At 64.7% G+C, this 24,821-nt stretch carries 26 protein-coding genes and 1 pseudogene; 8 read left to right on the top strand and 19 right to left on the bottom strand.

Annotated elements, in window-relative coordinates:
• From J7548_RS19625 to J7548_RS19610, 4 genes and pseudogenes are all read right to left on the bottom strand, one after another.
• Window positions 1–115 (bottom strand): annotated as a pseudogene (locus J7548_RS19625) (branched-chain amino acid ABC transporter permease); the annotation flags it as partial.
• Between the two features lie 193 nt (window positions 116–308).
• Window positions 309–1,244, bottom strand: a complete 936-nt coding sequence (locus J7548_RS19620) for a delta(1)-pyrroline-2-carboxylate reductase family protein (protein ID WP_290977936.1) — start codon at window positions 1,242–1,244, stop codon at window positions 309–311.
• A 19-nt stretch (window positions 1,245–1,263) separates the two neighbouring features.
• Window positions 1,264–2,274, bottom strand: coding sequence for a trans-3-hydroxy-L-proline dehydratase (gene lhpH, locus J7548_RS19615; RefSeq protein WP_290977934.1), 1,011 nt, complete (start codon window positions 2,272–2,274; stop codon window positions 1,264–1,266).
• Between the two features lie 175 nt (window positions 2,275–2,449).
• Complete coding sequence (locus tag J7548_RS19610; protein WP_290977932.1) at window positions 2,450–3,586, bottom strand: branched-chain amino acid ABC transporter substrate-binding protein; 1,137 nt, start codon at window positions 3,584–3,586, stop codon at window positions 2,450–2,452.
• Window positions 3,587–3,932: 346 nt separating this feature from the next.
• Here J7548_RS19610 and J7548_RS19605 point away from each other — a divergent pair, with 346 nt between their 5' ends.
• Window positions 3,933–4,397 carry an Lrp/AsnC ligand binding domain-containing protein gene (locus J7548_RS19605; RefSeq protein WP_290977930.1) on the top strand — a complete coding sequence of 155 codons (465 nt, stop codon included), beginning with the start codon at window positions 3,933–3,935 and terminating at the stop codon, window positions 4,395–4,397.
• Between the two features lie 31 nt (window positions 4,398–4,428).
• Here J7548_RS19605 and J7548_RS19600 read toward each other — a convergent pair whose 3' ends face one another.
• Both J7548_RS19600 and J7548_RS19595 read right to left on the bottom strand, forming a co-directional pair.
• The gene (locus J7548_RS19600) at window positions 4,429–5,388 is read right to left on the bottom strand and encodes an AraC family transcriptional regulator (RefSeq protein ID WP_290977928.1); all 960 of its coding nucleotides are present in this window, start codon (window positions 5,386–5,388) and stop codon (window positions 4,429–4,431) included.
• Complete coding sequence (locus J7548_RS19595) at window positions 5,376–5,546, bottom strand: hypothetical protein (RefSeq protein WP_290977926.1); 171 nt, start codon at window positions 5,544–5,546, stop codon at window positions 5,376–5,378. The genes J7548_RS19600 and J7548_RS19595 overlap by 13 nt, the downstream gene beginning before the upstream one ends.
• Here J7548_RS19595 and J7548_RS19590 point away from each other — a divergent pair.
• Window positions 5,545–6,078, top strand: a complete 534-nt coding sequence (locus tag J7548_RS19590) for a carboxymuconolactone decarboxylase family protein (protein WP_290977924.1) — start codon at window positions 5,545–5,547, stop codon at window positions 6,076–6,078. The two genes, J7548_RS19595 and J7548_RS19590, sit on opposite strands and share 2 nt — an antisense overlap.
• A 57-nt stretch (window positions 6,079–6,135) precedes the next feature.
• Here the strand turns inward: J7548_RS19590 and J7548_RS19585 are convergent, their stop codons facing one another.
• The 7 genes from J7548_RS19585 to gpmA all read right to left on the bottom strand — a co-directional run bounded on the left by J7548_RS19585 (window position 6,136) and on the right by gpmA (window position 14,348).
• Window positions 6,136–8,184 carry a TonB-dependent receptor gene (locus J7548_RS19585; protein WP_290977922.1) on the bottom strand — a complete coding sequence of 683 codons (2,049 nt, stop codon included), beginning with the start codon at window positions 8,182–8,184 and terminating at the stop codon, window positions 6,136–6,138.
• A gap of 181 nt (window positions 8,185–8,365) precedes the next feature.
• Window positions 8,366–8,776 (bottom strand): hypothetical protein, encoded by a 411-nt coding sequence (locus J7548_RS19580; RefSeq protein WP_290977920.1) that lies wholly within the window; start codon window positions 8,774–8,776, stop codon window positions 8,366–8,368.
• 183 nt (window positions 8,777–8,959) lie between these two features.
• On the bottom strand, window positions 8,960–9,364 hold the full coding sequence (gene dksA, locus J7548_RS19575) for an RNA polymerase-binding protein DksA (protein ID WP_290977918.1): 405 nt from the start codon (window positions 9,362–9,364) through the stop codon (window positions 8,960–8,962).
• Between the two features lie 454 nt (window positions 9,365–9,818).
• On the bottom strand, window positions 9,819–10,574 hold the full coding sequence (gene moeB / locus J7548_RS19570; RefSeq protein WP_290977916.1) for a molybdopterin-synthase adenylyltransferase MoeB: 756 nt from the start codon (window positions 10,572–10,574) through the stop codon (window positions 9,819–9,821).
• A 70-nt stretch (window positions 10,575–10,644) separates the two neighbouring features.
• Window positions 10,645–12,138, bottom strand: coding sequence for a S41 family peptidase (locus J7548_RS19565; RefSeq protein ID WP_290977914.1), 1,494 nt, complete (start codon window positions 12,136–12,138; stop codon window positions 10,645–10,647).
• A 3-nt stretch (window positions 12,139–12,141) separates the two neighbouring features.
• Window positions 12,142–13,515 carry a peptidoglycan DD-metalloendopeptidase family protein gene (locus J7548_RS19560; protein ID WP_290977941.1) on the bottom strand — a complete coding sequence of 458 codons (1,374 nt, stop codon included), beginning with the start codon at window positions 13,513–13,515 and terminating at the stop codon, window positions 12,142–12,144.
• A gap of 86 nt (window positions 13,516–13,601) precedes the next feature.
• Window positions 13,602–14,348 (bottom strand): 2,3-diphosphoglycerate-dependent phosphoglycerate mutase, encoded by a 747-nt coding sequence (gpmA, locus tag J7548_RS19555; protein ID WP_290977912.1) that lies wholly within the window; start codon window positions 14,346–14,348, stop codon window positions 13,602–13,604.
• 160 nt (window positions 14,349–14,508) lie between these two features.
• On the opposite strand from gpmA, the gene J7548_RS19550 reads away from it, so the two are divergent.
• The 5 genes from J7548_RS19550 to J7548_RS19530 all read left to right on the top strand — a co-directional run bounded on the left by J7548_RS19550 (window position 14,509) and on the right by J7548_RS19530 (window position 17,314).
• A complete protein-coding gene (locus tag J7548_RS19550; RefSeq protein ID WP_290977910.1) occupies window positions 14,509–14,922 on the top strand; it encodes a rhodanese-like domain-containing protein in 414 nt (137 codons plus the stop codon).
• Window positions 14,919–15,179: a glutaredoxin 3 gene (gene grxC / locus J7548_RS19545; RefSeq protein ID WP_290977908.1), complete on the top strand. Its 261-nt coding sequence runs from the start codon at window positions 14,919–14,921 to the stop codon at window positions 15,177–15,179. The genes J7548_RS19550 and grxC overlap by 4 nt, the downstream gene beginning before the upstream one ends.
• A 41-nt stretch (window positions 15,180–15,220) precedes the next feature.
• On the top strand, window positions 15,221–15,715 hold the full coding sequence (secB, locus tag J7548_RS19540) for a protein-export chaperone SecB (RefSeq protein ID WP_290977906.1): 495 nt from the start codon (window positions 15,221–15,223) through the stop codon (window positions 15,713–15,715).
• 61 nt (window positions 15,716–15,776) lie between these two features.
• Entirely contained in the window at window positions 15,777–16,229 is a 453-nt protein-coding gene (locus J7548_RS19535) for an SH3 domain-containing protein (RefSeq protein ID WP_290977904.1), read from the top strand.
• 80 nt (window positions 16,230–16,309) lie between these two features.
• Entirely contained in the window at window positions 16,310–17,314 is a 1,005-nt protein-coding gene (locus J7548_RS19530; protein ID WP_290977902.1) for an NAD(P)H-dependent glycerol-3-phosphate dehydrogenase, read from the top strand.
• 80 nt (window positions 17,315–17,394) lie between these two features.
• Here the strand turns inward: J7548_RS19530 and J7548_RS19525 are convergent, their stop codons facing one another.
• From J7548_RS19525 to J7548_RS19500, 6 genes are all read right to left on the bottom strand, one after another.
• Entirely contained in the window at window positions 17,395–17,655 is a 261-nt protein-coding gene (locus J7548_RS19525) for a hypothetical protein (protein ID WP_290977900.1), read from the bottom strand.
• 437 nt (window positions 17,656–18,092) lie between these two features.
• Window positions 18,093–18,683, bottom strand: a complete 591-nt coding sequence (locus J7548_RS19520) for a GNAT family N-acetyltransferase (protein WP_290977898.1) — start codon at window positions 18,681–18,683, stop codon at window positions 18,093–18,095.
• Window positions 18,684–18,810: 127 nt separating this feature from the next.
• On the bottom strand, window positions 18,811–19,461 hold the full coding sequence (locus tag J7548_RS19515; RefSeq protein WP_290977896.1) for an HAD-IA family hydrolase: 651 nt from the start codon (window positions 19,459–19,461) through the stop codon (window positions 18,811–18,813).
• Window positions 19,462–19,471: 10 nt separating this feature from the next.
• Complete coding sequence (gene ccsB, locus J7548_RS19510; protein ID WP_290977894.1) at window positions 19,472–20,626, bottom strand: c-type cytochrome biogenesis protein CcsB; 1,155 nt, start codon at window positions 20,624–20,626, stop codon at window positions 19,472–19,474.
• A 55-nt stretch (window positions 20,627–20,681) separates the two neighbouring features.
• Window positions 20,682–22,829 (bottom strand): cytochrome c biogenesis protein ResB, encoded by a 2,148-nt coding sequence (locus J7548_RS19505; RefSeq protein WP_290977892.1) that lies wholly within the window; start codon window positions 22,827–22,829, stop codon window positions 20,682–20,684.
• A gap of 195 nt (window positions 22,830–23,024) precedes the next feature.
• Window positions 23,025–23,687 (bottom strand): c-type cytochrome, encoded by a 663-nt coding sequence (locus J7548_RS19500; RefSeq protein WP_290977890.1) that lies wholly within the window; start codon window positions 23,685–23,687, stop codon window positions 23,025–23,027.
• 208 nt (window positions 23,688–23,895) lie between these two features.
• Between J7548_RS19500 and yihA the strand changes: the two genes are divergently transcribed.
• Window positions 23,896–24,609, top strand: coding sequence for a ribosome biogenesis GTP-binding protein YihA/YsxC (gene yihA / locus J7548_RS19495; RefSeq protein WP_290977888.1), 714 nt, complete (start codon window positions 23,896–23,898; stop codon window positions 24,607–24,609).
• The last annotated feature ends 212 nt before the right edge of the window (window positions 24,610–24,821 follow it).

Below are 24,821 nucleotides of genomic sequence, written 5' to 3'. Positions count from 1 at the left end.
GCGCGAAGTTGATCAGGTTCAGCACCCCGTACACCATCGTGTAACCCAACGCGATCAGCGCGTACATGCTCCCTAGCACCAAGCCGTTGATGATTTGCTGGATGAAAATGTCCATGAATCGATGTCTCCTGTGCGGCGTTGCGGTTATGGCCTTCCGGCCAGCCGGAGGGTGGGCTTGCTTGCGCCTTGTGGACGGCGCGCCTGGTTGCATGTCATTTGGGTTCTCCCTCTTTTATATGCAGTTTGTTGCGGATGAAACGACGGATAAGAAAAGAGCGCGGGACAAGCCGCGCTCCGGGTGGATAAGGTCAAGCCAGGACCGCTCGCATCACGCGGGCCGCGGCCAGATCCCAGGAAGCCTGGCCGACGGTCTTGAAGACCGGCAGCGCGCCGTTGGCCGACAGCGTCGCGCGGTCCACCTTGCCGGACAGCACATCGCCGATGGCGACCACGCGCGCCCAGTCCACCTTGGCCTGGATCAGGTCGCCGGCTTCGTGGTGCGCGCCGCCGACGTCGTCGACCACGATGGTGCGCGCATGCAGCAGCGGCGCCGGGAATTCGACCATGTCGGGCTTGAAGGCGCCGACGCCGATGGCCAGCGTGTCGGGCGCGACCTGTTCGGGGATGACGGCGCTGTGCGACGTGGTCAGCGCGATCAGCACGTCGGTATGCGGCAGGTCCTGCTGCAGCATGGATGCCGGCAGCGGGCTGGCGGCCACCTGCGGATGGCGTTCGCACAGGGCGCTGCAAAACGCCTGCGTGCGCGCCAGGTCGCGCGCGGCGATCCAGAATTGCCTGATGCCGAAATATTGCGCCAGCGCGTCGGCATGCGCCGCGGCTTGCGCGCCGGTGCCGATCAGCAGCGCCGACTTCGGCGCGCGCGGCAGCAGCGTCTTGATGCCCAGCATGGTCATGGCGGCGGTGCGGCGGCCGGTGACGGTGGGGCCATCCATCAGGGCGATGCGGCGGCCAGTGTGGGTTTCGAAAGCCACTACTTCCCCCTGGATGGCGGGAAGGTTGTGTTTGCCGTTCTCGGCATGCACGGTGATCAGCTTGGTCACCGACAGGTCGTCGGCGATGGCCGGCATGCCGAGCAGTACGCTGGCGCTGTCGATGGTCACCACCTGGCGCTCGGGGGCGCGGATGCGGCCGGAGACGAATTCCTGCGCGGCGGTTTCCAGCGCGTCGACCAGTTGCGCGTAAGGCAGCGCGGCGGCGGTTTGTTGGGCGTCGAGGATATGCATGCCGGTACTTTCGGTTGAATCAGCGCAGGAAGAAGCCGGTCGGGAACGGATCGGACTCTTCCAGCACCCACTGGTTGGTGCTCATGATATGGGCGTAGCCACTGACTTCGGTGAGCGCGCCGTCGAACTCGCCGACCTTTGTCGGGGCAGTCACGCGCACGCCGAAATTGCTGCCGACGATGCTGCCGTTGACGTAGTTCTGGTTCAGCGCCAGCTGCCCGCGCAGGAACAGCTGCGCGGCGCGGCCGGAGGTGCCGGTGCCGGTCGGCGAGCGGTCCACTTCGCGGTCGGCGAAGATGCAGACGTTGGACTGGTCGGCGCCGGGGAAATTGGGTTCGCTGTCGACGATGGTGCCGTACAGGGTGTTCAGGCCCGGTTCCAGCGGATGCTGGATCTGCACCTTGGCGATCACCGCCGCCTTGGTCTCGGCGCCGAGCTGGATCAGCTGGCGCACCAGTTCCGGCTTCACGGTGAGGTTCGCCTGCTTGGCATTGATGTAGTAGTAGAAGGCGCCACCGAAGACGATGTCGCCGATGATCTTGCCGAAGCTGGGGGTCTCGACCTCGACGTCGCGGCGGTAGATGAAGGCCGGCACGTTGTTGAAGCTGACTTTGCCGGCGCGCTTGCCGTCCCACTCGACGAAGGCTTCGATGAAGCCGGCCGGGGCGTCGAAGCAGATGCGCGTGACCGGCGCCACCGGTTCGACGTAGCCCATCTCGACCAGCACCTTGCCCAGGGCGATGATGCCGTGGCCGCACATGTCGCTGTAGCCTTCGTTGTGGATGAAGATGACGCCGAAGTCGGCTTGCGGCGTGACCGGCGGCAACAGGTAGGCGCCGTACATGTCGGCGTGGCCGCGCGGCTCGTTCATCAGGAACCGGCGCAGGTCGTCGCGGTGTTCGCGCAGCCAGGCGCGCTGCTGCAGGATGGTGCCGGCCGGGATCTTCGGCAGGCCGGAAACGACGATGCGCAACGGTTCGCCGCCGGTGTGGGCGTCAATGGTCTGGACGGTGCGGGTGTAGTTGAGCATGGTCTTCCTTGTTCGGATTGCGGTTCTGCCTGCAAACGCAAAGGGTACCACCCTGCCGGCTGGTGCCGACAGGGCGGGATGCTTGCGCGGATGGATTGCTGGCGGGGAGGCTGAACTTCCCGCCGGCCGGCGCCGGCGGGAAAGTGCGTTCAGGCCGCCAAAGGGGGATGGCCGATCAGTAGCTGGTCAGCGGCACCGGCAGGCCGTCCTTGAAACGGTACACGGTCACCGGCGATTGCTTCAGGTCGTGGTTGGCGTCGAAGTCGTACTGGCCGGCCACGCCCTTGTAGCTGATCTTGGCCAGCGCCGGGCCGAACTGCTTGGGTTCGACCGAATTGGCGGTCTTCATGGCCTGGGCGATCAGCATCATGCCGTCGTAGAAGGACACGGCGTAGGTTTCCGCAGGACGGCCGTACTTCTTCTGGTAGTCGTCGGAGAAGACCTTGCCTTCCTTGGCCTTGTCCAGCATGGTGCCGCCCTGGGTGCAGTAGACCGACTCGCCGATGGCGTCGCCGCCCAGGCGGCCCATTTCAGGCGAACAGATGCCGTCGCCGCCCAGCAGCAGGGCATTGATGCCCAGTTGCTTCATCTGGCGCTTGATCGGGCCGCCTTGCGGGGCGTAACCGCCGATGAAGACGGCGTCGGGCTTCTTGCCCTTGATCGAGGTCAGGATGGCGGTGAAGTCGGTGGCCTTGTCGTTGGTGAAGTCTTTGCTGACCACTTCGATGCCGTTGGCCTTGGCGACCTTGCTGAACTCTTCGGCCAGGCCCTGGCCGTAGGCGGTACGGTCGTCAATCACGGAAACGCGCTTGAGCTTGAGTTCCTTGGCCGCGTACAGGGCCATCTTGCCGCCCAGTTGGCTGTCGCTGGCGGCGACGCGGAACAGGGTGGCGAAACCTTGCTGGGTGATCTTGGGATTGGAGGCGACGGTGGCGACCACGATGCCGGCGTCATTGAACACGCGCGAAGTGGGGATGGTCACGCCCGAGTTGTAGGGACCGACGATGGCCTTGATGCCCTGGTCGACCAGCTTCTGCGCGGCGGCCACGCCCGATTTCGGATCGGCCTGGTCGTCTTCGGCGATCACTTCGAACTTGATCTTCTTGCCGCCGACGGTGATGGGCTGCGCGTTCAGGCGCTCCACGGCCATCATCAGGCCGCCCTGGTTATCCTTGCCGGCCGACGCCTGGGGGCCTGTCAGCGGGCTGGAAAAGCCGATCTTGACCACTTGGGTTTCCTGCGCCATGGCGAAGGCGGGAACCAGTGCCAGCGATGCGGCGATGATATTGAGTCCGGAAATGCGCTTGAACATTTGGGTGTTTCCTCTCTCTTCTAGAAAATCAGACTGCGGTGGATAGCTTGGTTAGCTTAAAACGCTGGATGTACGTCCCCGGGGTACGGGGTAACGATTCCGTCGATGCTGTACTGACTGCGCCGTTGCAGGTACGAACATATCAAAACTCGTAAAAAGATTGTCGGGAATTTCTGTTGTCATCCGCGCAGATGCGCCGCCGTTGGCGCACCGTGCCCGCATTGCGTTGTATTTTTTATGAGGGAGGATTCTATTTACTCTTGGCTGATATTAGGCGCGTTTATTGCCTTTATAATCAAAACAAAATTTCCCTTTTACGCAATCTGCTGAATAAAATTCAGAAACCATGACGGCGCTCGACAAAATCAGTAAAAAAATATTGGCCGAACTGCAAAACGACGGCCGCATCAGCAATGTCGACCTGGCCGCGCGCGTGAATTTGTCGCCGGCGGCCTGCCTGGAGCGGGTGCGCAAGCTGCAGGAAGCGGGCTATATCCTGGGCTTCGCCGCGCAGTTGAACCCCGAGCTGCTGGACGTGTCGCTGCTGGTGTTCATCGAGGTGGTGCTGGACCGCACCACGCCCGACGTGTTCGCCGAATTCAAGAAAAGCGTGCAGAGCATTCCCGAGATCATGGAATGCCACATGGTGGCCGGCGGCTTCGACTACCTGGTCAAGTCGCGCGTCAAGGACATGAACGCCTACCGCGAATTCCTCGGCAAGTCGCTGCTGCAATTGAAGGGCGTGCGCGAGACGCATACCTACGCGGTGATGGAAGAAGTGAAGAACACCATCCGCCTGCCGATCCGCTGATCCTGCACCGCCTTCGTTCCCCCGCCCTTTCCTAGGCTGCCTCGCCGCTGCGCAAGCGGCGACGGTAGCTGCCCGGCCCCGCTCCGCTGTATTGCTTGAACGCACGGTTGAACGCCGCCTCGGAGCGGTAGCCGACCGCTTCGCCGATTTCCGCCGTCCCCATCGTGCCGCTGCCCAGCAGCCTGGCCGCATGCGCCATGCGCAACTGCTGCAGCACCTGGCCCGGGGTGGCGCCGCCGGCCGCGCGGAACTGGCGCGCGAAGGTCGCGCGCGACATATGGCAAACCCCGGCCAGGCGCTCCAGCGACCACTCCTGCTGCGGCGCGTCGAGCATGGCCTGCACCGCCTTGTGCAGCCGCAGATGCCCCAGCAGCGCCAGCAAACCCGGCTGCGGCCCGCCCTGCTCCAGCCAGGCGCGCAGCGCCAGTCCGAACAGCGCCGACGCCAGCCCGGCCACGATCGCCTGCGCCCCTTCGCGCAACGCGCCGCTGCCGTCGATGCCGCCGCATTCGTCGCGCAGCAAGGTGGCCAGCATGCGCAGGCCGTGGCCTTCGGCAAGGTCCGCGCCGCGTACCAGCACGACCTCGGGCATGGCTTGCATCAGGGCATTGGATTGCGGCGATTCGAAATGGAATTGGCCGCACAGGAAATCGGACAGCGGCTGCCCGCTGCCACCGGCATCGCCGTTGACATGCAGCCGCACCGGCGCAGCGGGATCGACCACCCGCACCGCCGACGCCGCGCCGGGCGGCGCGGTGTAGATGGCATGCGCGGCGCCGTGCGCGAACAGCACCAGGTCGCCGGCCTGCAATTCCAGCGGCGGGCGACCTTCCAGCTCCAGCCGGGCGCGTCCTTCAAGGATGAAATGGTAGGGCGCGACGCCTGAAGCCAGGGCCTGATGCCGCAGGTTCCACGGCTCGCCGAAGCGGCAGCGGATATCCAGCGCGGCGCGCACCGGGTGCAGGGACAGCAGGCGGCTCAGGACATCCATGTCTTCTCCATCGCTTGAGATTTTTGAGCAATTTTAAGCGATTCAAAAGCATCAACAATCCCACCATGCAAGCCTATATTGGAACCGTGCGCGGGAACGGACAGACGGCGATCCCGCCGATGACGAGTGCCCGCGCCCCAGCCAAAAGGAGAAATCATGTCCCGCCTCACCATTGCACCGATCACCGAAGCCAGCGGCCAGGCCGCGCAACTGTTCGCCGCCATCAAGGCCGGCGTGGGCAAGGTGCCCAATGCCTACGCCGGCATCGGCATGCTGAGCCCCGTCGCCCTGGAGTCGGTGCTGCACCTGGACGGCGCCCTGCGCAAGAGTACCCTGTCGCCCCAGGAGATCGAAACCGTCAAGCTGGCCGTGAGCGAACAGGCCGGCTGCGATTACTGCCTGGCGGCGCACACGTTGATGGGCAGGAAGGTGGGGCTGCAAGACGCCGCCATGCTCGGCCTGCGCCACGGCCGGCCATCCGGCGACGCCAGGCTGGACCTGCTGGCCGAATTCGCGCGCAGCCTGGTCGCCACGCGCGGCACGGCGCCGGCGGAACTGGTGGAACGGGTACGCGCCGCCTACAGCGATGCGCAGATCGTCGACACGCTGCTGGCGGTAACCGCGATCACCTTCACCAACCTGTACAACCGGGTCAACGACACCGCGCTGGATTTCCCGCCGGCGCCGTGATGCCCGCAGTCTTGTGGCCCGGTCCGGGGGAAGGGGCGCCCTCCCCCGGCTTCTTCATCAGAAGCTGGTGCGCACACCCACGATCAGGTTGCGCCCGCCCAGCGGCACCGACTCCCTGAGCACCGAGGTCGACAGGCGGATGTCCTGGTTCAGCAGGTTGCGCGCCAGCGCGAACCAGGTCAGCTTCACGCCGCTCCACTTCTGCGTGTACGAGAGGTTGGCATCGAGCTGGGTGTAGGCCGGCGTTTCATAGTTTTCGAAGGACGCCAGGCGATCCTGCTTCTGCGCGCGCAGCACTTTCATGCCGCTGTTCCAGGGGCCGGTCTTGTAGCCCAGTTCGAAGCCGTAACGGGTAGCCGGCTGCAACGGCAGGTTGCCCAGATCGTCCAGCGTGCCGCGCGACGTATCGGCGAAGGCGCGCGCCGACAGGCCCTGGCCGTTCCAGTTCCAGGTGACTTCCGCTTCGGCGCCGCGGATGGTGGCGTCGCCCTGCGACCAGAAGCGCTGGGTGAATTCGCCGGCCGGGTCGGCATTGCCTTCCGCATCCACCTGGCCGTTGGTGCGGCCATAGATGTAGTTGCCCACCTTGTTGCGGAACAGGTTGCCCTTCCAGCGCACCAGTCCCTCCGTCTTTTGCAGCGTCAGCTCGATGTTGTGGGAAGTCTCCTTCTTCAATTGGCTGTCGCCGATGTCGAACGTCGCGGTCGATTCATGCGGGCCGTTGGAATACAGCTCCTCCACCGTCGGCGCGCGCTGCGCCAGCGAGTAGGTCAGCCCCAGGCCGTAGCCGGGCTGGAAGGCCCACAGGGCGCCGGCCGACCATGACAGCAGGCTGAAGTCGCGCCCCGCCAAACCACTGCCGCTGTCGGGCCGCCGGCTCACGCTCTCGGCGCGCAGGCCGGTGCTGGCCAGCACCTGGCCGAACTGGCGCTCCTCCACCAGGAAGCCGGCGAAGGACGAGGAGCGTGTCGGCGGCGTCAGTTCGGAAGTGCCGGTGGCAGCCGACAGCGCCGAGTAGTTGCCTTGCTCGGTCTGCACGCCGAAGGTGCCATGCCAGCCGGCCAGCGGCGCGTGGGTCAGCTCCCAGCGCGTCTGCAGCACGCGGTTCTTGAACACGGTGGCGGGCGTGCCGTCCTGCTGCTTTTCGGTGTGGGTGTAGTCGGTATAGCCGAAGCGGAAACGGAACTTCTCGATGCCGGCGAAGGGGTTGTTCACCAGCGTGTCGATGTCATAGCGGCTCTGGTGCAGGTCGATGAAGGACATCTCGGCGGTAGGGATGCCGTAGTGATCGTCCAGTGTCGAGGCCGACAGGCCGACGTAGCCCCAGTCGGCGATATAGGATGCGCCCACGCCGCCGCTGGTCTCGTGCGTGAACGAATTGGGCAGGCGGCCCGAGGCGGTGGAAGCGTCGCCTTGCCTGGCATTGCCGGGGATCTTGTAGTTGTCGGTGTCGCGATAGTTGCCGTCGACATGCAGGCCGATCGGGCCGGCCGAGGTATCCAGCGAGAAGGAGCCGTTCTTCTCGCCGTCGACGGTGCCGTAGCGCCCTTCAACGGTGCCGGTGGGCCTGCCGACCAGTTCGGTCGGGATACGGTCGTTGACCACGTTGACCAGGCCGCCGATGGCGCCCGAGCCGTACAGCAGCGCGGCCGGGCCGCGCAGGATCTCGATCTGGCGCGCGGTGGCGGCTTCGGTGGCGACCGCGTGGTCGTTGGAGACGGTGGAGACGTCGGACACCGCCATGCCGTTTTGCAGCACCATCACGCGCGGCCCTTCCATGCCGCGGATGATGGGCCGCGAGGCGCCGGCGCCGAAGGCCGAGGCCGACACGCCCAACTCGGAGGACAGGGTGTCGCCCAGCGAATTGCCTAGCTTGTTCTTCAACTCGTCGCCGGCCAGCACCTTGGCGGGAGCGAGCACTTGCACATCCTGCTCCGAAGCGAAGGGGGTGGCGGTCACGACGATGGGCTGCAGCGCGGCTTGTTGTTCGGGGACGGCCGCATTGTCGGCGGCGCTGGCCGACAGGGCCGGAGCGGCCCAGGTTGCCAGCGCGGAAGCTACCGCGGCGGAGATGAGTTGGCGTTGCAGTGAAAATGGGATTGCCATGTGAATTCCTCGTAGTGCATGCAATGCGCCGGCCGGCCTGTGCCGTCGGCGCCGATACGCCGGCCGTCCGGACGCGCCCATGCCGCGGCGCCGCCGGACCGCACAAGGCGACGGCGAACATGCGGCCGGATCACGAAAGACAACCGGCAACGAAATGCTGGATCAGTGGGGGGAGAGGAATTCAGCGCGGCGGGGCGCGCGGGGAGAAATGGCAGACAAAAGGCGCATCCCAGGATGCGAAGGCTTGCCACAGTGCCAGCATGCGCGCGGGCGGCAGCAGCGGCGGCAGGGGGAAATCGAAGTGCACGCCGGCCGACAGCGTGGCGGCGTCGTAGGCCGCGCAGGAATGGTGCGCGTCACCGCCGTGAACGGCCTGCTCCTGGCCGCCGGAGGCGGTCGATGCAAATTGGGGATATTGGGGATGTTCGTCGCCTTCGTCGAACAGCGACTCGTCGATCAGCGAATGCACGGCGCCGCCCGGCCACCCGGCGTGCGCGATGCCGTGCAGGAAGCCCATTGCCTGCGCGAACAGCAGCGACACCGCCAGCAAGGCGATGAAGGCGGAACGGCGCGTGAAACGCAGGATGGGCATGGTAGGTGAATCAGCTTCGGCGCCGCGCCATGTCGCTCGATGGCGGCGGCACCCGGGAATGCTCAGAAAAAACGGGAAATCGGCAAACGATGCAGTCAGCCGATCCACGCCGGCGGCCAGAACGCTGCCGGCGCTTGCCCCTCGGCCGCGGCGGCCCGGGGGCAGGGCCCTGCCGGGCCGGGATCAGTCGCCGTAGAGCTTTTGCTTGAGCTCGCGGCGTTGCTGCGCCTCCAGCGACAGGGTCGCGGTCGGACGCGCCAGCAGACGAGGGATGCCGATCGGCTCGCCAGTCTCTTCGCACCAGCCGTATTCGCCGTTGTCGATGGCGACGATGGACTGCTGGACCTTCTTGAGCAGTTTGCGTTCGCGATCGCGGGTGCGCAGTTCGAGGGCGTGTTCTTCCTCGATGGTGGCGCGGTCGGCCGGATCCGGCACCAGCACGGTTTCGCGCAGGTGTTCGGTGGTTTCGTCCGCATTCTTCAGCAGATCCTTTTCCAATTGCTTGAGGCGGGCCTTGAAGAAAGCGAGCTGCGCTTCGTTCATGTAGTCCTTCTCGTCCATCTTGAGGATTTGTTCCTCAGTGAGCAATGGTTGCGCTGCAGGGGTAGTTTTGGGAGTTTTAGTTGCCACTTCGCTGACTTTCAATACTACGGTTTTTCAACTATATCCAATGGCCCGGCGGCGGCCTTGCTTGCTGCCGGAACTGGTCGCTTTTGAATCCACTTCCCGTGCCGATATTGATCCTGCTGTCGATCCGGGCTGCCGATGGCACAGCCTTTTTCGCGGTCAAGGATTGTACACCAACACTCTGCGATGCCAAGGACTTTGACTACGTTCCCGCCAGGCCATCGCCGCCGGGCTTGCCGAACGCGGCGGAGTTGGACAAAAGTGGCTGCAGGGCGGGATACAAGGCGAAGCGCGCCTTGAGCGCTGCTTGCAAAATGCGGTTGGCAAACCGATTACAGTTTATACCAGAAGGCCGCGGGGAAATAGGCGCTTCGGCGCCCTCTTTCCGCAGCGCAGCAAACGCTGTTCCAAGCGCTCAGCCGTGCCGGTTCCCGCACACGGGACAATGGCGGTCGCGCGCCACCGTGATCGAGGTCCACTCCATCTCGCGCGCTTCCAGGATCAGCAGCCGCCCGGCCAGCGAACGGCCGATGCCGGCCACCAGCTTCAGGGCCTCGGCCGCCTGCATGGTGCCGATGATGCCCACCAGCGGCGAGAACACGCCCATCATCGAGCATTGCACCTCCTCGAATTCACGCTCGGGCGGGAACAGGCAGGCATAGCACGGCGAATCCTCACTGCGGGTGTCGAACACGCTGACCTGGCCGTCGAAACGGATCGCCGCGCCCGACACCAGCGGCACGCCGGCGGCGACGCAGGCGCGGTTGACGGCATGGCGGGTGGCGAAGTTGTCGCTGCAGTCGAGCACCACGTCGGCCTGCGCCACCAGTTGCTGCAAACGCTCGCCTTCGAGGCGTTCGGCCAGCGCCGCCACTTCGGTATCCGGGTTGATCTGGCGCAGCGCCTCGCGGCCCGATTCGACCTTGGCCTGGCCGACGCGGCCGGTGGTGTGCATGATCTGCCGCTGCAGGTTGGTCAGGTCGACCGTGTCGTTATCCACCAGCGTGATGCGGCCGATCCCGGCCGAAGCCAGGTACATGGCGGCCGGCGAGCCCAGGCCGCCGGCGCCGATCACCAGCGCGTGCCCGGCCAACAGGCGCGACTGGCCTTCGATATCGATCTCGTCGAGCAGGATGTGGCGCGAGTAGCGCAGCAATTGTTGGTCGTTCATGGCGAAATGTGTGAAACCCCATGAAAAAAGGCCGCCCGGGGGAGCGGCCTGGCACAAAGTACCTGAATGCTTACTTGGCCGGGCTCTTGGCCGGCGGCGCCTTGTTGTCCTTGCCGTCGTCCTTGGCCGGCGCGCTGTCCTTGCCTTCCTCGTTGCGCACTTCCGGCTTGGCATTGGAGACCTTCACCGGCAAACCCTTCAGGTGGTTCAGGGCCTGCGACAGCTGGAAGTCGTCCTTGCTGCCGAAGTCCAGCGGCTTGCGCTTCTTCTCGGCGGCGATCAGGCGTTCCTCGGCCATTTCGTCCATGGTCTGCGCCTTGACCTCGGCCGACTTGTCGGTGTCGTTGGTCAGGTGCTTGGACAGGTCGGCCTCGCGCAGGCGCAGGCCGTTCAGGCCGTCGCCGTCCGGGTATTCGTCGACCATGATGTCAGGCACGATGCCGCGCGCCTGGATCGAGCGGCCGTTGGGCGTGAAGTAGCGCGCGGTGGTCAGCTTGACCGCGGTGTTCTTCTCGGGCGGCAGCGCGATCACCGACTGCACCGAGCCCTTGCCGAAGGTCTGCGTGCCCATGATGACGGCGCGCTTGTAGTCCTGCAGCGCGCCGGCCACGATTTCGGAAGCCGAGGCCGAGCCGCTGTTGACCAGCACCACCATCGGCACCTTCTTGATGGCGTCCGGCAGGCGCGACAGCGGGTCGTTCAGCGGATTGGAGGCGTAGAACTCGCGCTTGGCGTAGAAGGTCTGCTTGGAGCTGGGCAACTGGCCGTTGGTCGACACCACCACCGAGTCGCGCGGCAGGAACGCGGCCGACACGCCGATGGCGCCCGGCAGCACGCCGCCCGGGTCGTTGCGCAGGTCGAGCACGAGGCCCTTCAGGTTCGGTTCCTGGGCGTAGATCGCGGCCAGCTTCTTGGCCATGTCGTCCACCGTCGGTTCCTGGAACTGGGTCACGCGCAGCCAGGCGTAGCCGGGTTCGATGACCTTGGACTTGACGCTTTGCACGCGGATTTCCTGGCGCGTGATGGTCAGGATGATGGGCTTGTCTTCTTCCTTGCGGGCGATGGTCAGCGTGATCTTGGTATTGGGCTCGCCGCGCATCTTCTTGACCGCCTCGTCCAGGGTCAGGCCCTTGACCGGGGTGTTGTCCAGGCGGGTGATCAGGTCGCCGGCCTTGATGCCGGCCTTGAATGCGGGGGAATCCTCGATCGGCGAAATCACCTTGACGTAGCCGTCTTCCATGCCGACCTCGATGCCCAGGCCGACGAACTTGCCCATGGTGCCTTCGCGCAGTTCCTTGTAGGCCTTCTTGTCCAGGTAGGCCGAGTGCGGGTCGAGCGAGGCGACCATGCCGGAAATGGCTTCAGTCAGCAGCTTCTTGTCCTCTACCGGCTCGACATAGTCGGACTTGATCAGGCCGAACACGTCGGCCATCTGGCGCAACTCTTCCAAGGGCAGCGATGCCGTTGCGTTCTTCTGCGCGATGGCATCGAACTGGATCATCGCCGTGGCGCCCGCCACCATGCCCAACCCGATCAGACTGATATTCTTGAGTTTGCTGCCCATGTGTCACCTAGTAGTTACCCACCCCAGTGGGTCGAATGCGCGGCCTTGATGCCGCATTTCAAAGTATAAACCCGATTGTTCGTTGCCGCCGCTGTTGCCCGCGGTGGCAATGCCTTCGCCGGCCTTGACCAGGTCGCCGGCGCGCTTCAATACCGACTGGTTGTTGCCGTAGATCGTCATGTACTGGTTGCCGTGGTCGACGATGATCAGGTTGCCGAAACCGCGCAGCCAGTCCGCGAACACCACCCGCCCGGCCGCCACCGCCCTCACCTCCGCGCCTTCCGCGGCGCGGATGAACAGGCCGCGCGAGGTCGGCCCGTCGCCGTGGCGGCTGCCGAACTTGGCCGTCAGGTCGCCCCTGACCGGCAGGCGCAGTTGCCCGCGCAGGCTGGCGAAAGGCTTGCCGAAATTGTCCTGCTGCAGTTCGGGCAGCGTGTCGTTGCGGCCCAGCGAAGCGGTCTTGGGCGGTTCGTCGTCGTCGATGGCGTCGGCCGGATCCGGCATCTTCGGCGCCGGCTTGCCGGCCTTGGCCGCTTCGGCGGCGCGCGCGCGCTGCTCAGCCAGGCGCTTCTCGCGTTCGGCACGGGCCTTGGCCAATTGTTCCTGGCGGCGCTTCTCGCGCGCCTCGGCTTCGGCCTTCTTCTGCTGCTCGATGATCTGCGCCAGCTTGTCGACCAGGGCCGACAGCCGCTGCTGGTCCTGCTCGATGCGGCCGGCTTCCTTGCGCTGCGAATTGAGCTTGGTCGACAACTGCGCCAGCAGGGTCGAACGCCGCGCCTTTTCCTTCTCCAGCACCTGCTTCTGTTCTTTTTCTTCCTGGGCGATCTCTTCCAGTTCGAACTTGGCGTTCTGGGTGTCGGCCTTGTTGCTGCGGATCGCCTGCAGGTTGGCTCGCAGCGTTTCGATCAGTTTGGCCTGGGCTTGCGAGACGTAGCCCATGTACTGCAGTTCGCGGTTGATGCGGTTGGGATTGTCGCCCGACAGCAGCAGCTTGATGCGGTCTTCGTTGCCGGCCACGTACTGCTCGCGCAGCAGCTTGGACAGTTGCGCCTGCTGGGCGTTGACCAGCGCGGTCAGTTCATTGAGCTGGCGCACCAGTTCGGCCAGCCGGCTCTCGGTGGCCTGCTGTTCCTGCGCCAGGTCGCGCAGCGAACGGTTGGCCTTGGAGATCGCCTGTTCGGAAGCGGCCAGCGCATCGGCGGCGTTGTCCTTGGCGGTCTCGGTCTGGTCGATGTCGCGCTTCAGGGCCGTCAGGCGCTGCTGCAGGTCGGCCCTTTCCTTTTCGGCGGCCTGTTTCTGCTTGGTGCGCTCGGTAATGGCCTGAGCATGCGCGGCCGGCGTCCACAGCGCGGCGCTGGCGACCGCGGCCGCCAGCAGCGGCGCGGCGTGCTGCCGGGCTGTCCGGAAAATGGAAGCGAATGGCGTGCGCGGGACGGCGCGCGCCTGGCGGAAGGAACGCAGTTTTATTTCGACTTCCCTTGGTTGGCTACCGCCTTGAGCGCAGCTTCGATGGCGGACTGGTCGCCCAGGTAATAGCTCTTGATCGGCTTCAGGTCGGCATCCAGCTCATACACCAGCGGCTGGCCGTTGGGGATGTTCAGGCCGACGATGTCGTCGTCGCTGATGCCGTCCAGGTACTTGATCAGGGCGCGCAGGCTGTTGCCGTGGGCGGACACGATGATCTGCTTGCCGGCGCGGATGGCCGGGGCGATGGCATCGTTCCAGGCCGGCAGCACGCGGGCCACGGTGTCCTTCAGGCATTCGGTCAGCGGCACCTGCTCGCGCGACAGGCCGGCGTAGCGCGGATCGCCGAAGGCGTCGCGCTCGTCGCCCGGGGCCAGCGGGTTGGGCGGGGTATCGTAGCTGCGGCGCCAGACCAGCACCTGGGCGTCGCCGTACTGGGCGGCGGTCTCCGCCTTGTTCAGGCCTTGCAGGGCGCCGTAGTGGCGCTCGTTCAGGCGCCAGTCGTTCTTCACCGGAACATACATCTGGTCCATTTCGTCCAGCGTGGTCCACAGGGTGCGGATGGCGCGCTTGAGGACCGAGGTATAGGCCAGGTCGAACTGGAAGCCGGCTTCCTTCAACAGCTTGCCTGCCTGGCGGGCTTCGGCCACGCCCTTTTCGGTCAGGTCGACGTCGACCCAGCCGGTGAAGCGGTTGGCCAGGTTCCAGGTCGATTCGCCGTGGCGCATGAATACGATTTTGTACATAGTGGGCTTTTTTGATGATGGAAAAGCGGTATGCGGAAAGTCCGGGCGCATGGCGGCTGCCGTGACTTTCGGGCCCGTGAAGGCCGGGCGATCCGGATAATGCAAATCGCGAAAGCTTCTATTTTATAATGCCGGGATTCAGTAAACTCATTGGATAGCCGTGAAATTCATCATCGACAATATTTTCCTGATCGCCTTGGCCTTGGTCTCCGGCGGCGCCCTGCTGGTTCCTTACCTGCAGCAGCGCGGCAATAAGCTGACCTTGCTGCAGGCGACCCAGATGCTCAACCAGGGCAAGACCCTGGTGCTGGACGTGCGCGACGCCGGCCAGTTCGCCGCCGGCCACCTGCGCGACGCCCGCAATATCCCGCTCAAGGAGTTGCCGCAACGCATCGGCGAGCTGGACAAGCTCAAGGGCCGCCCGGTCATCGTGGTGTGCCAGAACGGCACCCAGGCCATGAAGGCCGAAGCCTCGCTCAAGAAAGCCGGCTTCACCGAAGTCTACGGCTTGAACGGCGGCATCGCCGCCTGGCAGGGCCAGGGCCTGCCGCTGACCACCAAGGACGCGAAATGAGCGCCGCGGTCGTCATGTACTGCACCGCCGTGTGCCCGTACTGCGTCATGGCCGAGCGCCTGCTGACCAGCAAGGGCGTGGCGCAGATCGAGAAGGTCCGCGTCGACCTCGACCCGCAACAGCGCGAGCTGATGATGCAGAAAACCGGCCGCCGCACCGTGCCCCAGATCTATATCGGCGACACCCATGTCGGCGGTTTCGACGACCTGAGCGCGCTGGACCGCGCCGGCAAGCTGGACCCGCTGCTGCAAGCCTGAGCACACTTTTATTATCGATTCACCGAACCTGAAAGAGATCCATGTCGGAACAGAACCAACAAGCTGAGCAACAAGCCGTTTTCCAGATCCAGCGCGTCTACCTGAAGGACCTGTCGCTGGAACAGCCGAATTCGCCGGCCATCTTCCTGGAACAGGAAGCCCCGTCGATCGAAGTGTCGGTCGACGTCGGCGCCGAGGCGCTGGCCGAAGGCGTGTTCGAATCGACCGTGACCATCACCGTGACCGCCAAGGTCGGCGAAAAAGTGGCCTTCCTGGTCGAGGGCAAGCAAGCCGGCATCTTCGAGATCCGCAACGTGCCGGCCGAACAGCTGGACCCGCTGCTGGGCATCGGCTGCCCCAACATCATCTACCCGTACCTGCGCGCCAACATCGCCGACGCCATCACCCGCGCCGGTTTCCCGCCGGTGCACCTGGCCGAGATCAACTTCGAACTGTTCTACCAGCAGCGCCTGCAGGCCCTGGCCGAACAGCAAGGCGCCACCCTGGTCAACGGCGGCTCCACCGCCGTCAACTGACCGCTCTGCAATCCCGCCCCGGCCATGCCGGGGCGCTTTCCCGAACGCGGAGACTTCACCGATGAAACGCCTGCCCCTGATCCTTTGCGCGACCGTCCTGGGCGCTGCCGCATTCGCTCCCAACGCCTTCGCGCTCGATTTCAAGTCGGTCGGCGCCGCGCCTGCCATCATGTACGACGCCCCTTCCGAAAAGGGCCGCCGCGTCTATGTCGCGCCGCGCGGCATGCCGGTCGAGGTGGTGCTGACCTACGGCGAATGGAGCAAGGTGCGCGATGCCGCCGGCACGCTGTCGTGGCTGCAGTCCAAGACCCTGACGCCCAAGCGCATGCTGGTGGTGTCCGCCGCCAACGCACGCATCTTCAATGCGGCCGATGAAGGCAGCGCCGTCGTGTTTACCGCCGACAAGAACGTGCTGCTGGAAATGATCGAGAGCCCGCACAATGGCTGGGTCAAGGTGCGCCACCGCGACGGCCAGACCGGCTTCGCCCGGGCCGCCGACGTCTGGGGCGACTGAGTCCCGCTCCCGCACCCCGGCGGACCGGGTTCGCTTGCGTCCGCTGATTACGCTTAACCACCACGCTCTCACGCCATCCCATGAAAATCACCATCCTCGGCGCCGGCGCATGGGGCACCGCGCTGGCCGTCACATTGGCGCGCAAGCATGACGTCGTGCTATGGGGGCGCAATGCCCAGGCCATGCAAGAGGCCGGCCGGCAACGCGAGAACCGGCTGTACCTGCCGGGCTTCGCGCTGCCCGACGCGCTGCAAGTCACCTCCGATTTCGATGCGGCCGTAGGCCATGTCTGCGGCGAGCCGCAGACTTCGCTGCTGATCGTCGCCTCCTCGGTCGCCGGCCTGCGCGGCCTGGCCGGGCAGCTGCGCGGCCATCCCATCCCCAACCTGGTCTGGCTGTGCAAGGGCCTGGAAGAAGGCACCCGCCTGTTGCCGCACCAGGTCGTGCAGCAGGTGCTGGGATCGGCGATTCCGGCCGGCGTGCTGTCGGGCCCTTCGTTCGCGCAGGAAGTCGCGCGCGGGCTGCCCTGCGCGCTGACCATCGCCGGCGCCGATGCCGCGCTGTGCGCGTGCGTGGTGGCGGCCGTACATGGCGGCAACATCCGCATCTATTCGAGCGACGACCTGGTCGGCGTTGAAATCGGCGGCGCGGTGAAGAACATCCTGGCCATTGCCACCGGCGTGGCCGACGGCCTGCAGCTGGGCCTGAACGCGCGCGCCGCGCTGATCACCCGCGGCCTGGCCGAAATCACCCGGCTGGGCGTGGCGCTGGGCGGCCGCCCTGAAACCTTCATGGGCCTGTCCGGCGTGGGCGACCTCATCCTGACCTGCACCGGCGACCTCTCGCGCAACCGGCGCGTGGGCCTGGGCTTGGCGCAAAACAAAAAGCTGGATGACATCGTGGCCGAGCTGGGACACGTGGCTGAAGGGGTGCGCTGCGCCAAGGCGGTACGCGAGCTGGCGCAGGAAAAAGGCATCGACATGCCGATCACCGACGCGGTGGCGGCGGCCTTGTTCGATGGGGTGTCGGTGCAGGAGATGGTGTCGCGCCTGCTATCGCGGGACCCGCGCGAAGAAACGCTCTGAACATCCGATCCGGCCGGGCCCTGCCGTGCTGGCCCGCCGCCGGACGTCTCGGCCCCGCGATGGCGCGGGGCGCTACGGCATCATCGGGCGATGATGTCGCTTTCCATCTTGGGACGCTTGAAGCGCTGCGGCGAGCCGCCTTCGACGATATCGTCCATCTGTTTTGAAATCTTGTCGTAGACCGGTCCGCAATCGTCGTCGGGGTGCGGCGTTTCGCCCGCGCCCTTGAAGCGCTTGCCGAAACGGGACGGGCGGGCGTCGCCGTCGCTCACGTATTGCTGGGCTGCGCGGCCGTTGTAGCCGTTGTTGGCACTGGTCTTGTTGCGTTGTATAGCTTGCATCGTATTTCCTCTTACGTCGCTTGACGCTCAACGTCCTCCGGTTGACATTCCGGGGGACCGGTAACGATCCGGGAAATCCTTGCTTCCCGACAACCGTTCCAGATACATAAGCGCCCTTAACAGGCGCTTGAAGTATGTAACGCCCCAAGTGCGATTTGGAATACGCAAAAGTCAGTATTTTGTCAGCTAATTTTCATTTGTTTTCGAACGGCATTTTCGTGATGTACTGCACCAATTTCGTAAATTATTGAAAACAATGGCTTTTTTAGCTCCCCATGAAGAAGCAATTGTGCGCTTTTTCGAGGCACGCTGAAAATGAAACAAGTGTTGCCAAACGTATCAATTCGGCACAAGAGACGTAAAAATACTGACAACCAGACAAGAAAATTCCATAAAGGAAACTTTCCGGCACGAAGAAATTGCGGAAAAGAAACAGATCAGGCCGCCGCCGATACCGGCAAGCCAAGATCGGCCGGCACCAGCGAAAACACCTTGGCGTCGCGTGGCTCGCCATGGAAGACCAGGCGGTTGCGCGCCAGGCACTCCAGCGTGGCGCCGGTTTTCTCGGCCACCCGCTGGCTGCGCAGGTTGCCGGCCTGGGCCACGATCTCGAGCCGGGTCAGGCCGGTCTTGGTGAAGGCGAACGCCGCCGCCGCGCGGGCGGCTACCGCTGCGATGCCGCGCCCGGTGTAGCCGTCGCGCACCCAGTAGCCCAGGTTGGCCAACTGGTTAAGCTGGCTGACCTGGTTGATCGCCACTGAACCGACCACCAGGCCGGATGTGCGTTCGATGACGTTGAAGTCGTAGGCGGCGCGCATCTCCCATTGTTCGATACTGCGCTGCAGGAACAGCCTGGCGTCGGCCAGCGAATAGTCGGGCGTGCACCAGGCTTCCCATTCGCCGATGGCGCGCACCGAGTGGCGCACCGCATCGTAAAGCGCCGGCGCTTCCCGTACACCCAGCGGGCGCACTTCGATATCTCGGTCGCAATAAATGATCTGCCGGTCGCGGTCCATAGGATGGCTCATGCTCGGTTGCTGGCTCGGGAAAGGCGGGCCCCGGCTTCTTCGGCACAGGTTGGCGCACGCTTCATCTTACCCAAATCCGCGCCGCCCCGGATGCCCCTGCCCCGTTACTGCGCGCGGCCAATCGCCGTCAGGACGCCAGTTGCGGATGCAGCTCGGACAGCCGGGTGATGACCGAGACGCCCTTGGGCATATCCGGATGCACCCCGTGCTCCTGCAGCGCGATCACCTTCATGCCCGCCGCCATCCCGGCCTGGATGCCCGGCAGGCTGTCTTCCACCACCGCGCAGCGCGCCGGGGCCACTCCCAGGCTGTTGGCGGCGAACAGGAACAGCGCGGGGTCGGGTTTCCAGCGCTGCACGTCGTAGGCGCTGAAGATGCGCCCGGCGAAATACGGCAGCAGGCCGGTCACGCGCAGGCACAGCTCGATCTTGGGATGCGGCGCGTTGGACGCCAGCGCATAGGGGATGGACAGCGCCTGCACCATCTCCAGCGCGCCATTGATAGGCTGGAGCCGCTGCTCCAGCATGCCGGCCATCACCTGGCGCAATTCCTTTTCGAAGACTTCCGGCAGCGGCGCCCCGTGCAATTCCTCGATCCGGGCCACGCACTGCTTCATGCTGACGCCGCGGAACTGTGCCAGCGCCTCGCGCGCCGTGAGGTCGACGCCATAGCGGGCGACATATTCGGACCAGGCTTCGGCGGCGACCACTTCGCTGTCGACCAGGGTTCCGTCGCAGTCGAAGATGACCAGGTCGATCGCGTTGGCGGGGTCTTTCATTGCGCGTCCTTCAGAGTTCGCCGTAAGAGTGCAAGCCGGAGAGGAACATGTTCACGCCGAGGAAGGCGAAGGTCGTCACCAGCAAACCGACCAGCGCCCACCATGCCGCCACTTGCCCACGCAAGCCCTTCATCAGCCGCATGTGCAGCCAGGCCGCGTAGTTGAGCCAGACGATCAGCGCCCAGGTTTCCTTCGGATCCCACGACCAGTAGCCGCCCCAGGCTTCGGCCGCCCACAGCGCGCCGAGGATAGTGGCGATGGTGAAGAAGGCGAAGCCGACCGCGATCGCCTTGTACATCACGTCGTCCAGCACTTCCAGCGACGGCAGGCGATCCGCCAGGATGCCCTTGGACTTGAGCAGGTAGGCCACCGACACCATCGCCGCCAGCGCGAAGGTGCCGTAGCCGATGAAGTTGGCCGGCACGTGGATCTTCATCCACCAGCTTTGCAGCGCCGGCACCAGCGGCTGGATCTCGGCCGCGTCGCGCGACACCGTGTACCACATCAGGAAGCCGACCGCCGCCGAGATCACCGTCAGCACGAACGCGCCCAGCTGTCGGGTGGCGTAACGCTCCTCGTAATACAGGTAGAACAGCGCCGTGATCATGCAGAACAGGATGAACACTTCATACAGGTTGGAGATGGGGATGTGGCCGACGTCGGCCCCCAGCAGGTAGGACTCGTACCAGCGCACCAGCATGCCGGTAAAGCCCAGCACCACCGCCGCCCAGCACAGCTTGGAGCCGAGCACCGCGCCGGTGCCGGCGCGCGTGGCCAGCCCGCCCCAGTAGAACAGCGTGGACAGGAAGAACAGCGCGCTCATCCACAGGATGGCCGACTGGCTGGAGAGCAGGTACTTGAGGAAGAATTTCTGGTTCGCCATCTCCAGCGAACCGCCATACATGCCGATGGCGCCCAGCGCCAGCACGGCCAGCAGCGGCATCAGCCAGCGCACCTGCTTCCAGTGCCAGCCCAGCCAGGCGAAGGTCGGCGCGGCCAGCAGCAGCACCGCCTTCTCGTAGTAGTCCATGTAGCTGCCGAAACGCGCGAGCGCGTACAGCGAGCCGGCCGCCAGCGCCGCCGCGTAGATCCAGTCCACCACGCCCAGGCGGCGGAAGAAGCCCTGTTCCTGGGGGTAGCCTCGGGTTGCTTCTGTCAGTTCCATTTCATCCTCCACGGCATCGCTGCCGCCATGCCGGCGGCGCCGGCTTTGTTCAACATCATGGCGCAGAATCGGCGGCGGGCGCGAGCCCGGCTTTCATTTGCGCGAATTCCTTTTCGAAGTCCAGTGTCTTGCGCTGGGTGCTCATGGCCAGCAGTGCGTGGCTGCCCTGGCCGTCGCCTTGCGGCTTGATCCAGATCCACAGGCGGCGCTCGCGGATATACAGCATCGCGAACACGCCCAGCACCAGGAACAGGCAGCCCAGGTAGACCACTTTCTTGCCCGGCGAGCGCGTCACCTGCAGCACAGAGGCCTTGATCTCCTGGAAGCTAGACAGTTGCAGGAACACCGGCGCCGGATAGAAGGCCGAATCGGCCAGCGCATTGATCGCCAGTTGCAGGTAGCGTCCATGCGCCTCGTCGCCGGCGATCGGCGCCAAGCCATCCTTGGCGCGCGCGGCCTGCCACAGTTCCCACATGCTGCCGTTGAGGATCTTCATGAAGATGTCGGCGGCCTTTTCCTGTTCGGCCGCCGGCAGCTTCTCCAGGAATCGGGTGACGGCGATGAAGCCCGAGACCTTGCCGTCGCCGGCGAAGATATCCAGCCCGCGCTGGGCCGACTGCTGCAGTTGTTCGCGCAGCGCGGGCGTGGCGTTGCGGCTGTCGGAAATCGCCTGGCGGGCGTAGCGGCGCGCCGCTTCCTCGCGCAATGCCGGGTTGGCCAGCGCCGCGCGCAGGCGCATCCACTCGGCCACGCTGTCGTTGTCGTCGGCCGGGATGCGCAGGTAGCGGAACGGCTGGTCGGGCTGCTCGCGCATGCCGGCCAGGAACACATAAGCGCCGTCGATCTGCATCGATTGCATGTAGTTGAAGTATTCGCGCGCCTGGCCGGTCTTGTCGCGCAACTTGTACTGGATGCTCGGGCCGACGTTCTTGAAATCCTTGCCGGCGGCGTTCTTGGCGCCGGAGCCGAGGTGCTTGTCGAGGTCGCCCATGATGCCGCGGTTGACCGTCTTGCCGACGTTGACCGCGCGCGCGTCGCCGCCGCTGTCGGCCGCGCCCTTGCCTGCGCTGTTCATGTTTTCCACGTTGAAGGGGCGGAATCCGCTCCATTCCACCGTGTAGTCGCCCGCGGCCTGGGTCAGCGGCGTGCTGCCGTTGACTTCGCCGGCGAGGTCGAAACGGCTGTTCTCGCCGCCGCGCATCGGGTAGCCGACCAGCTTGAGCTTGGAGCCGCCATCCTCGAAGCTGGACTGGTAGATCGCCACGTTCTTGTAGATCAGCGGTTCGTTGACCTTGATGGTGGCCTCGGTTTCCTTGCCGGTTTCATGGTCGCGCACCACCACTTCGCTGGCGAACAGCTTGGGCATGCCGGTCGAATAGAAGTCGATGATGAAGCGCTTCAGCTGGATGGTGAACGGCAGGTCCTGGATCATCACGCCGTCCTGCTGGGGGATGATCGCCGTGCTGCTGCTGGCGCCCTCGGGAATGAGCGTGTTGCCGCGGAAGGTCGGGTTGCCGATGCCCAGCCGATAGCGCTCCGGGATCTGCGAGATGATGCCGTTGCCGGCGAAGGCCTCTTTGCCGTAGAACCACTGCTGGAAACGGATCGGCAGGTCGGAGTCGAGCAGGCCGCCCAGGCAGATGATGACGATGGCCGCATGCGCGAAGATATAGCCCCATTTGTTGGCCGCGCCCTGCTTGGCGGCCAGCAGCGTGCCGCCTTCCTTGTCGACCAGCTTGACCTTGTAGCCGCGCGCGCCCACTTGCCGGGACAGGCGCGCCGCCGCCTGCGCGGGCGGCTCGCCGCTTTGCCATTCGGCCTTGTGGTGGAAATTGCGCAGCGACTGCTCGCGCACGTTGTCGCGCCAGCTCTTGACGTCGCGCAGCATCTTGGGCGCATTGCGCGCGATGCACAGCGAGGTCGACAGCACCAGGAAACCCATGATCAGCAGGAACCACCAGGCCGAATACACGGCATACAGGCCCAGCTTGTTGAAGACTTCGAACCAGAACGGCCCGAATTGGTTGACGTAGTTCGGCATCGGCTCGTTCTGCTTCAGCACGGTGCCGATCACCGAGGCGATCGCGATCAGCGTCAGCAGGCTGATCGCAAAGCGCATCGATGACACCAGTTCGACCGTATCGCCTACCCAGCGCTGCCTGGTCCTGATCACTATCCCTTGGGTACTGCTGCCCGTCGTCATATTCCTGCCTTACCGAATCTGCGGATCTGTTGCGATAGCCTTGCCGGACGGCAAAGCATGTCAAGCCGGGATTTTACCGCTCCCGGAATAAGTGCGTGATACGCGACGGCGCAGTACCTGTATGCCGGTACGCATATCTGGCGCGGACGAAAAAAGAGGCGGCACGCAGGCCGCCTCTTTCCCCGGATCGGTTCCTTACTTCAGGCCGGCGATGTAATCCGCCACGGCCTTGATTTCCTTGTCCGACAAACGCTCGGCGATGGCCGTCATCTGCGGGCTGTTGTTGCGGCCGCCGCCGCGGAAGCTGGTCAGTTGCGCCACCGTATAGTCCTGGTGCTGGCCGGCCAGGCGCGGATACTGGGCCGGGATGCCGGCGCCGTTCGGGCTGTGGCAGCCGGCGCAGGCCGGTACGTTCTTGGCGGCAATGCCGCCGCGCCAGATGTGCTTGCCAAGGTCGATCGTGTCCTTGTCCTTGGCCGCGCCCGGCTTGGGCGACTGCGCCGACAGGAAGGCCGCGACATTCTTGATGTCGTCGTCGGACAGGGCCTTGGCCAGCGGCGACATGACCGGATTGTTGCGTTCCGGCGAACGGAAGTTCATCAGTTGCTTGGCGATGTAGGCCTCGTGCTGGCCGGCCAGCTTGGGATTCTGCGTGATGGTCGAGTTGCCGGCGGCGCCGTGGCAAGAGACGCAGGCCACGATATTGCGGGCGTTATCGCCGTTGGTGTAGAGCGCTTCGCCTTTGGCCGGATCGGCCTTGGCGGCCGCCTTTTTCTCTTCAGCGGCATGTGCCAGAGAAGACACTGCCAGGAATGCAACAAATACGGTTTTCAGAAATGGGGAAAAAGCACGGTTCATTCGTCACCCTAATACTTATTGTGGTTGTGGAATTCAGAGATTCTGCCCGTTGGCGGCTGGCTGCCCCCATACCTAAATGCCGGTCTTTTGACCTGTCTCCAATGGCCGCCATTTTTACTTGCCCGGCGTCAACACGGCAATGGGTATCGGGCCATTGTACAATAGCTTTTCTGCATTTTTTGCCCCTCTTTCGGATTTCTGCCCCACCATGTCGCAACTTTGGCAAGCCCGCTTCTTCACTACCGTCAACCATTTGCGGGACCTGCCCAAGACCGATGTGCCGGAAGTCGCCTTCGCCGGCCGCTCCAACGCCGGCAAGTCCTCCGCGATCAACGTGCTGTGCAACCAGAAGCGCCTGGCCTTCGCCTCCAAGACGCCCGGCCGCACCCAGCACATCAATTACTTCTCCATCGGCGGCGCCCATGTCGGCCAGCACCGCAACGACGAAGCGCGCCCCGACGAGATCCGCGCCCTGCTGGTCGACCTGCCCGGCTACGGCTACGCGGAAGTGTCCGGCTCGGCCAAGCACCATTGGCAGGCGCTGCTGGGCGACTACGTGCGCTATCGCCAGCAACTGGCCGCGCTGGTGCTGATCGTCGACTCGCGCCGCCCCTTCACCGACCTCGATATCCAGATGATCGAGTGGTTCGCGCCGACCGGCAAACCCATCCATTGCATTTTGAGCAAGGCCGACAAGCTCAACCGTAACGACGCCACCAAGGCCTTGCGCCAGGCCCAGACCTACCTGGCCAGCTACGTCGACGAAAACGGCAAGCCGTTCCCGTTCACGGCGCAGTTGTTCTCGGCGCTCAAGCGCACCGGCCTGGATGAGGCCAATGACAAGATCCTGCAACTGGCCGGGCTGATCGAATCCGGCGAGGAAGATGAAGCAGGCGAAGAAACGCCGCCGGCCGCCGAATAAGCCGGTTTTGAAGAATAAAGAGGCGGAAGAGACGAGAGGACCGGGCAGGCAATAAAAAAGGCCTTGGAGAGAGGGGAAATCTCTCCAAGGCCGAACGCCTTTCGCTTGCGCGATCAGCCCCGCTCAGGGAGGGAAGGGGAAGCGGGAGGCAACGAATTGCCTGAACGTAAGATTGGTGCCCCTATGGAAAGTTGCAAAACTTCCTGCGGGAG

Source organism: Herbaspirillum sp. (assembly GCF_017744395.1).
Lineage (GTDB): Bacteria > Pseudomonadota > Gammaproteobacteria > Burkholderiales > Burkholderiaceae_D > Herbaspirillum.
Note: the sequence above shows the minus strand (reverse complement) of the source record. Positions and strands in the feature narration are given on the sequence as shown.

Bases quoted from the DNA above. Each gene is read 5' to 3' on its own strand.
- J7548_RS19620 (WP_290977936.1), bottom strand. From the start codon at position 1,244: ATGCATATCCTCGACGCCCAACAAACCGCCGCCGCGCTGCCTTACGCG.
- secB (WP_290977906.1), top strand. From the start codon at position 15,221: ATGTCGGAACAGAACCAACAAGCTGAGCAACAAGCCGTTTTCCAGATC.
- J7548_RS19505 (WP_290977892.1), bottom strand. From the start codon at position 22,829: ATGACGACGGGCAGCAGTACCCAAGGGATAGTGATCAGGACCAGGCAG.
- J7548_RS19520 (WP_290977898.1), bottom strand. From the start codon at position 18,683: ATGAGCCATCCTATGGACCGCGACCGGCAGATCATTTATTGCGACCGA.
- ccsB (WP_290977894.1), bottom strand. From the start codon at position 20,626: ATGGAACTGACAGAAGCAACCCGAGGCTACCCCCAGGAACAGGGCTTC.
- J7548_RS19530 (WP_290977902.1), top strand. From the start codon at position 16,310: ATGAAAATCACCATCCTCGGCGCCGGCGCATGGGGCACCGCGCTGGCC.
- grxC (WP_290977908.1), top strand. From the start codon at position 14,919: ATGAGCGCCGCGGTCGTCATGTACTGCACCGCCGTGTGCCCGTACTGC.
- J7548_RS19565 (WP_290977914.1), bottom strand. From the start codon at position 12,138: ATGGGCAGCAAACTCAAGAATATCAGTCTGATCGGGTTGGGCATGGTG.
- J7548_RS19585 (WP_290977922.1), bottom strand. From the start codon at position 8,184: ATGGCAATCCCATTTTCACTGCAACGCCAACTCATCTCCGCCGCGGTA.
- J7548_RS19525 (WP_290977900.1), bottom strand. From the start codon at position 17,655: ATGCAAGCTATACAACGCAACAAGACCAGTGCCAACAACGGCTACAAC.
- J7548_RS19595 (WP_290977926.1), bottom strand. From the start codon at position 5,546: ATGATTTCTCCTTTTGGCTGGGGCGCGGGCACTCGTCATCGGCGGGAT.
- J7548_RS19500 (WP_290977890.1), bottom strand. From the start codon at position 23,687: ATGAACCGTGCTTTTTCCCCATTTCTGAAAACCGTATTTGTTGCATTC.
- J7548_RS19600 (WP_290977928.1), bottom strand. From the start codon at position 5,388: ATGGATGTCCTGAGCCGCCTGCTGTCCCTGCACCCGGTGCGCGCCGCG.
- J7548_RS19590 (WP_290977924.1), top strand. From the start codon at position 5,545: ATGTCCCGCCTCACCATTGCACCGATCACCGAAGCCAGCGGCCAGGCC.
- J7548_RS19605 (WP_290977930.1), top strand. From the start codon at position 3,933: ATGACGGCGCTCGACAAAATCAGTAAAAAAATATTGGCCGAACTGCAA.
- moeB (WP_290977916.1), bottom strand. From the start codon at position 10,574: ATGAACGACCAACAATTGCTGCGCTACTCGCGCCACATCCTGCTCGAC.
- J7548_RS19610 (WP_290977932.1), bottom strand. From the start codon at position 3,586: ATGTTCAAGCGCATTTCCGGACTCAATATCATCGCCGCATCGCTGGCA.
- yihA (WP_290977888.1), top strand. From the start codon at position 23,896: ATGTCGCAACTTTGGCAAGCCCGCTTCTTCACTACCGTCAACCATTTG.
- J7548_RS19580 (WP_290977920.1), bottom strand. From the start codon at position 8,776: ATGCCCATCCTGCGTTTCACGCGCCGTTCCGCCTTCATCGCCTTGCTG.
- lhpH (WP_290977934.1), bottom strand. From the start codon at position 2,274: ATGCTCAACTACACCCGCACCGTCCAGACCATTGACGCCCACACCGGC.
- J7548_RS19515 (WP_290977896.1), bottom strand. From the start codon at position 19,461: ATGAAAGACCCCGCCAACGCGATCGACCTGGTCATCTTCGACTGCGAC.
- J7548_RS19535 (WP_290977904.1), top strand. From the start codon at position 15,777: ATGAAACGCCTGCCCCTGATCCTTTGCGCGACCGTCCTGGGCGCTGCC.
- gpmA (WP_290977912.1), bottom strand. From the start codon at position 14,348: ATGTACAAAATCGTATTCATGCGCCACGGCGAATCGACCTGGAACCTG.